The following is a 6,862-nucleotide window of genomic DNA, read 5'->3' as shown; positions in this document are numbered from 1 at the left end:
TAGCTTAATAATATGTATTTAAATATAAAAATTTAAATCTGAATAGACAATATATCCAACCAAGACAACCCTGACGATACTATACCCAATGCAACGGCGCGGGCACAACACCAATGCTCCTATCCCAATTGGCAGCCAAGCATATGGTGGAAAACCATATCGAAGGAAACATTATCAACATTTCCTCAATCTCGGGCATTCGCTCGCATCCAAATCGGGTTGCGCATGGAACAGCAAAAGCTGCTTTGAATATGCTCACTAAAAACATGGCGCTTGAGCTAGCACCACACAAGATCAGAGTTAATGCCATATTGCCTGGAGGTGTACCTTATGCAACGGATCCAGAGACTGCTGCGCTTGTTGCAAATGATCCAAGTACTCCCTTGCAGCGAGCAGGCAAGCCTGAAGATCAGGCAAAGATGGCTTTATTTCTGGCAAGTCAAGATTCGGAGTGGTTGACAGGGCAGTTACTAACGGTCGATGGCGGGCAGACTCTTACATAACCTCTTAAAGCTTACGATGGCAATCAATGGACATATCAGACAATTAACCTGAGAAAAGTCAGATAAAAATCATGTTTTTATCTTGTTATTCGCTGTTGTAATATGCTATAATAATCATGTATGTAAGCTAATTTGGAGACCGTTGTTATGACATCGCTTTTAGATCGCTCAGATCAAGCTCTTTCTGTAACTGACTTTACACGTTCAGCCAAATCCATCATTGATGGACTTGTCGCAGGTGAACGCAATAAGTACGTCATGATGCGTAATAATCATCCTGCAGCTGTATTGGTGAATGTCCAACATTATGAAGCCCTTCTGGCAGAAATTGAGGATCTTAAAATCCAATTCATCGCTAGAGAAAGATTAAAGAGTTTTGATCCTAGTGAGGCCATTTCTCATGAAGAGATGCTTAGACATTTTGATAGCAACAAAGACTAAAATCTGTGAGATTAAAACATGTGGGGTGCAGCGCACAGTACCATCCAGAAGTTAAGGCCGATTTAGAAAATTTGGGTAGAACTGAAGCTCTTAGAGTGCTGAAGGCCATTGATCAAAGGATTCGCCTTGGTGAACCTGATAAGGTCGGCAAACCCTTGTCAGGCACCCTGAAAGGATGTCGCCGTATTAGAGTGGGCAATACACGCATTGTCTACCGAATTTTTAAACAGGAAGTCAAAGTGCTCATTCTGGCAGCGGGATTGCGCAAAGAAAGTCTAGTTTATAATATGGCTAACCAAAGGTGTTGAGCAACCAATTGCTGCCCATTTAGTAACTTTCAGGTTTTCAACAACTCAAGCTCAACTAAGTCCTCTGTCGGTTCTGTCGCATCTGTGATAAAAATCATGAAAATAGGCTAATGTCTGAAATTTCTCGGCTCTAAAAGCCGCATAAAATAAGGATTTTGTTTTTTCATAAATTTGCCAAAAAGGAAACTTTTTACAGATGCGACAGAACCCAAAGTAGTTTGCCATATCCTCTGACACGATCATAGGGAACTCGAAGTGCTAATTCACACTTGTAAACTGCGCGCTTCTTGCTATCATTAAACCTGAGGTTTTGATTTTACGACATTATAACAATAAATAAACAGGAGAGATCATGTACAAAAAATTAGCCCTCTTAAGCCTGATAACGATTGCGACGCTTTCTCTGCTGGACTCGCAAAGCCCTAACTTGATAGCGTCCCAACCGACTTTCTTTCGTATTGCAACCGGAGGAACTGCCGGGACCTATTTTCCACTTGGCGGTGTCATTGCCAATGCCATCAGCCAATCTCATCAATGTCAGGACAAAGAAAACTGTGGCGTTCCTGGGCTGACAGCAATAGCCCAGACTTCCAATGGTTCTGTGGCCAACATCAACGCCATTCACGCAAAATCCGTCGAGTCTGGTTTTGTACAAGCTGATGTCGTCCACTGGGCCTATACAGGCACTGGATTGTTTGCAAAGCGTGGTAAAATTGAAGACATCCGCATCATTGCAGCTCTTTATCCAGAAACAGTTCATTTAGTGGTGCGCAAGGGTTCGGGGATTGATTCGGTGCACGGTCTAAAGGGCAAGCGTGTCTCGTTGGATGAAATTGGATCGGGCACCCTTGTTGATGCCCAACTCATTATGGAAAGCGCTGGATTGTCAAAACGTGATTTCACTCCTGAATACATCAAACCAAGTGGCGCTAAAATTAAAGACAACCACCTTGATGCCTTTTTTATCGTAGCCGGATATCCGACTGGCAGTGTGGTTGAACTTACTGCTAGTGGCGCTGGCAGCCTGGTCCCTATTGCTGGCAAAGGAATTGACGATCTAGTTAAGCAATATCCATTTTTTCAATCCGCCACCATTCCTGCCAGCACGTATAAAGGGGTTCCAGATACCCCAACCATTAGTGTTATGGCTCTTTGGGTTGTGCACAAGGACGTCGATGAAAATCTGGTTTATGCGATCACTAAAGCACTATGGAGTAAGCATAGCCGCAAGCTTCTCGACAATGGTCATGCAAAGGGCAAGCAAATCACGCAGGCAAATGCTCTCAAGAGTCAGGTGGTTCCCCTGCATTCTGGAGCTGCGCGGTTTTATCGAGAAGTAGGAATGCAGAGCAACTCTTAAAAGCTTTAAGGTCATGGCCCTCTCATTTCAATCCGCAGCAGAAAAATACGATCCAGAACTGCAATTTCGTCCCCTGACAACCCCAGCGGCTGGAGTCAGCAGCGTTCTGCTGGTGACCCTATCGGTGTTTCACTATTACACCGCAGGCTTTGGACTGCTCCGGGAAGACATTCATCGGGGTATCCACTTAGCACTTGTCTTAAGCCTGATTTACCTGTTGTTTGGCTTCAGGAAAACCAAGCAAAACAAACATTCTTTGTTGCGATTCGGCAATGTCCCTCTGTTTGACTGGGTTCTTGCAGCTCTCGCCTTTACGGTTGCTCTTTACCGACCGATGATCTTTACTGAGCTTACCTTTAGGATAGGTGCTCCCAATACCGCAGATATCCTTGCAGGTACGTGCACTATTTTCATTATCCTTGAAGCCACGCGCCGAACGCTTGGAATCACCTTACCACTGATCGTCAGTGGATTCTTGCTTTATGCCCTGGCTGGCCCCTATTTACCAGCTATCCTGCTGCACCCTGGAACTAGTTGGGAGAGTTTGGTCAACCACCTCTACCTTACTAGTCAGGGGATCTTTGGAATCCCCGTTGGTGTGGTTGCCACCTACGTTTTTCATTTTGTCCTTTTTGGCGTTCTCGCCAATAAAATAGGTGCCGGACAATTGTTTATTGATCTGGCATCATGCGTTGCTGGACGTTTTGCTGGTGGTCCTGCCAAAGTCAGTGTATTTTCCTCAGGGCTTTTTGGCATGATCTCAGGCTCATCCATTGCCAACACGGTGACCACCGGATCCATTACCATTCCCGCCATGAAGCGCATTGGCTATCCTGCACATTTTGCCGCAGCCGTTGAAGCCACCGCCAGCACCGGCGGACAAATCACGCCACCCATTATGGGAGCGGCTGCTTTTGTGATGATTGAATTCTTGCAGATTCCCTACCGAGATATCCTCATCGCAGCACTCATGCCAGCATTAATGCACTACCTTGGTGTTTTTACCATGGTGCACTTGGAAGCCAAACGATTGGATTTGAGAGGCCTCAAACCGGACGAAATGCCTCATCTGCCCAGCGTTATCAGGCAGCGATGGATGGCACTGCTTCCCCTTCTGATTCTTATTAGTTTGCTGTTGATCGGACGAAGTCCCTACTATGCGGCTTTTTGGGGAATCACCGCTTGTATTGTGATTGGTTTCATCCAGCCAAAAGATCGCCTGACCTTAAAAAGCTTGAGTGAATGCCTCCAATTGGGGGCCAAATATGCATTGGCCGTGGGGGCATCTGCTGCTGCTGTGGGTATGATCGTTGGCGTTGTGACTCTTACTGGTCTTGGCTTCAAAGTCTCGTTCCTCGTCAACCAAGGTGCAACAGAAATCAGCAATGCTTTGATGGTTTTTATTCCTGGAAGTTGGTTTGCGCCTCAATCCATGACAATGCTTTTGACTCTGATTATGACAGCTATTTCCTGCATTCTTTTAGGGGTGGGTCTGCCCACTACCGCTACCTACATTGTACTGGTTACCATCGCTGCACCTGCCCTTGGAATGCTGGGCATCTCACCATTGGTTGCCCACTTCTTCGTGTTTTACTATGGCGTGCTGGCTGACATTACCCCGCCGGTAGCACTCGCTGCCTATGCAGGAGCAGGAATCGCTGGCGCTAATCCTTTCAAAACCGGCAACACAGCATTTCGCTTAGGAGCAGCTAAGGCTCTAGTTCCTTTCGTGTTCGTCTATTCACCTTCGTTATTGATTGTGGTTGAAGGGTTTTCTTGGAGTGAACTTTGCTTAACAGCAAGTGCTTGTGCTGTAGGAATCGTTCTATTGGCAGGTTCGTTAACTGGATACATGCTAAGGCCTCTTGCTTGGGCTTTTCGATGGATATTGGCAATTGCAGCCTTGTTGCTGGTTGCTCCTGGAATTACGAGTGATGCGATTGGAATTGCTTTGGCGTTTCCAGTTGTTGTGTACCAATTTATGAGAAAGAAAAAGCTGCTTTTTGATTCAGTAAGGGTATAGCATCTCACTTTATTTTGTATTTTTTAAATAAATATCCTAAATTACTAGCACTTCGTCAGATCTTAATCTTACTTATGATCGTATCAGGAAACAGAGGTTTTGATTTCACGATACTATATAGGTTTTCATTTCTCGCGGGTATATAACCCAAAACACTCCCTTGAACCCTTTAAGATTCTACAATTTGTGGACATAAAGGCCTGGTGCATCATCCAAAGGAGGATACCCAGCCTCAGAGTTCCCCATGGAAGGGGGGGCTGCTTTTTTTATACTCTTTTTCTCAAGCCATGAGGTTAGTTCTGGCCACCAGGAACCTTGTTTGACGGGAGCCTGTTTGATCCAAATATCAGGATCAATGTATTTGTCTGAGCGTTTGCGAGTTGTAATTTGGTAACGCCGTTTTGTTTTTCCAGGTTCGCTAATGATCCCAGCATTGTGTCCCCCAGTGGTTAGCAAGAATGTTACATCAGAACCAGCCAACAGGTGTATTTTGTATGCTGACCTCCAAGGGGAGACGTGGTCGGTTACTGTGCCAACAGCAAATATGGGAATGCGGATATCTGAAAGCACAATGGGCCGACCGTTGACTTCATAGCGGCCTTCAGCCAAATCATCATTGAGGAAAAATTGCCTTAGATATTGGCTATGCATGCGGTAGGGAAGCCTCGTGGCATCAGCATTCCAGGCCATTAAATCAAACATGGGCAGGCGTTTTCCTAATAGGTAATCGTGGATCATTCTTGACCAGATAAGGTCCTTAGAGCGTAAGAGTTGAAAAGCGCCGGACATTTGTTTGCCATCAAGATATCCTTGCTCCCACATGATGTCTTCTAGAAAAGTAACTTGGCTTTCATCAATGAACAAGCCGAGTTCTCCGGATTCAGAGTAATCGATTTGAGCCGCAAGAAGGGTGATTGATTTCAAACGTTGGTTGCCATCGCGTGCCATTGTAGCTGCTGCAATGGAAAGTAATGTGCCTCCCAAACAATAGCCAATGCCGTGTATTTTTTGCGCTGGAATGATCTCAGATATGACTTTAAGGGCCGCCATGATTCCTTGAGTGCGATAGTCCTCCATACCAATATCTCGGTCGCTAACCCCAGGATTTTTCCAAGAGATCATAAATACGGTATACCCCTTTGCAACTAGGTACTTAACCAATGAATTATGAGGTGAAAGATCAAGGATATAGTACTTCATAATCCAGGCTGGAGAGATCAAAATTGGTTCTCCGTAAACGGTTTTGGTTGTGGGTTTGTACTGAATCAATTCCATGACCTTATTGCGAAACACAACCTTACCAGGGGTGATTGCCACAGATTCTCCTGGTCTGTAATCTCTCGCTCCAACTGGCATATGTCCCTGGTAAGAAGCCTCGCTATCTTCGATGAAGTTAAGCATGCCATTGAGGAGGTTTTGTCCCCCCTGTTCGAAGGTAGCCTTGGAAATTTCTGGATTCGTGAACAGAAAATTTGAAGGCGAGAAAACGTCAAGAAATTGACGAGTTGCAAAAGCGACAACATCGCTATGATGTTTGGAAACTCCGCGCACATCTGTGGTAGCATTGTGCCACCACTGCTGGCTGAGCAGAAACGATTGGTAGAGAAAGTTATTGGGCCACCGCTTCCACAGCTCATGCTCAAACCTTTTGTCTTGAGGCAGCGGTGAAATACAACAAGGCGTCTTAGAATCAATAGTGGAGCGCAATGTATAGAGCCCTAAGCGAATGGCTTTATGGTATGCCTTTTCTGTAAGCTCTGATCGTTTTCCTGGAGACATCGAAAGGTGTAACAGCCAATCGGTATAGGCGTACATTAATGCCGTAGGAGAAAGGCCAAAACTAAAACGTCCAACAACTGCGTGCAACCAACGATCAAAATTGGACATGGTAAATGTTTTCGTTTGACCCTCTTCGTAGGTTGCTTCCAAGGGGTAACCAACTCTGAAACTCAGTGGCTCAGATGTATGTGGAGGTTGAGATGTGTGCTTTTGCATTGTTGTGCTACAATTGAGGGCGTACATTTGTTTTCTCAAGTGTAAACGCTAAAAGGTTTGCAAAGAGTAAAAACGGAATCGAAAATTTAATTTTGAACCGTACCTAATTTAGGCCGTGTGTATCAATAATCTCTCTCCTTGTAACATAGTGTAATTGCACCCCACAAAGGTCTGGAGTGTGGGCTATTTTCCGAAGTCGTGAATAGCTCCAATTGAGGCGTATTTTTCCTAG

6 protein-coding genes are annotated in these 6,862 nt (G+C 45.1%); 5 read left to right on the top strand and 1 reads right to left on the bottom strand.

The genetic code is table 11. The features are described 5' to 3' along the window. Positions 1-113 precede the first annotated feature (113 nt). From ABFQ95_06890 to ABFQ95_06870, 5 genes are all read left to right on the top strand, one after another. On the top strand, positions 114-503 hold the full coding sequence (locus tag ABFQ95_06890) for an SDR family oxidoreductase (protein MEN8237246.1): 390 nt from the start codon (positions 114-116) through the stop codon (positions 501-503). 147 nt (positions 504-650) lie between these two features. Then, positions 651-944 (top strand): hypothetical protein, encoded by a 294-nt coding sequence (locus ABFQ95_06885; protein ID MEN8237245.1) that lies wholly within the window; start codon positions 651-653, stop codon positions 942-944. A 5-nt stretch (positions 945-949) separates the two neighbouring features. Continuing rightward, positions 950-1,252: a type II toxin-antitoxin system RelE/ParE family toxin gene (locus tag ABFQ95_06880; protein ID MEN8237244.1), complete on the top strand. Its 303-nt coding sequence runs from the start codon at positions 950-952 to the stop codon at positions 1,250-1,252. 352 nt (positions 1,253-1,604) lie between these two features. Continuing rightward, positions 1,605-2,612 carry a TAXI family TRAP transporter solute-binding subunit gene (locus ABFQ95_06875; protein MEN8237243.1) on the top strand — a complete coding sequence of 336 codons (1,008 nt, stop codon included), beginning with the start codon at positions 1,605-1,607 and terminating at the stop codon, positions 2,610-2,612. 13 nt (positions 2,613-2,625) lie between these two features. Further along, complete coding sequence (locus ABFQ95_06870; GenBank protein MEN8237242.1) at positions 2,626-4,635, top strand: TRAP transporter permease; 2,010 nt, start codon at positions 2,626-2,628, stop codon at positions 4,633-4,635. A gap of 177 nt (positions 4,636-4,812) precedes the next feature. Here the strand turns inward: ABFQ95_06870 and ABFQ95_06865 are convergent, their stop codons facing one another. Continuing rightward, positions 4,813-6,630, bottom strand: a complete 1,818-nt coding sequence (locus tag ABFQ95_06865) for an alpha/beta fold hydrolase (protein MEN8237241.1) — start codon at positions 6,628-6,630, stop codon at positions 4,813-4,815. Positions 6,631-6,862 lie beyond the last annotated feature (232 nt).

The sequence above is a fragment of the Pseudomonadota bacterium genome, assembly GCA_039714795.1.
Classification (GTDB): Bacteria; Pseudomonadota; Alphaproteobacteria; order JAGOMX01; family JAGOMX01; genus JBDLIP01.
This window is presented reverse-complemented; position numbering and strand designations above follow the sequence as displayed.

Coding starts and splice junctions, on each gene's coding strand:
- ABFQ95_06890 (MEN8237246.1), top strand. CDS start 114: ATGCTCCTATCCCAATTGGCAGCCAAGCATATGGTGGAAAACCATATC.
- ABFQ95_06885 (MEN8237245.1), top strand. CDS start 651: ATGACATCGCTTTTAGATCGCTCAGATCAAGCTCTTTCTGTAACTGAC.
- ABFQ95_06875 (MEN8237243.1), top strand. CDS start 1,605: ATGTACAAAAAATTAGCCCTCTTAAGCCTGATAACGATTGCGACGCTT.
- ABFQ95_06870 (MEN8237242.1), top strand. CDS start 2,626: ATGGCCCTCTCATTTCAATCCGCAGCAGAAAAATACGATCCAGAACTG.
- ABFQ95_06865 (MEN8237241.1), bottom strand. CDS start 6,630: ATGCAAAAGCACACATCTCAACCTCCACATACATCTGAGCCACTGAGT.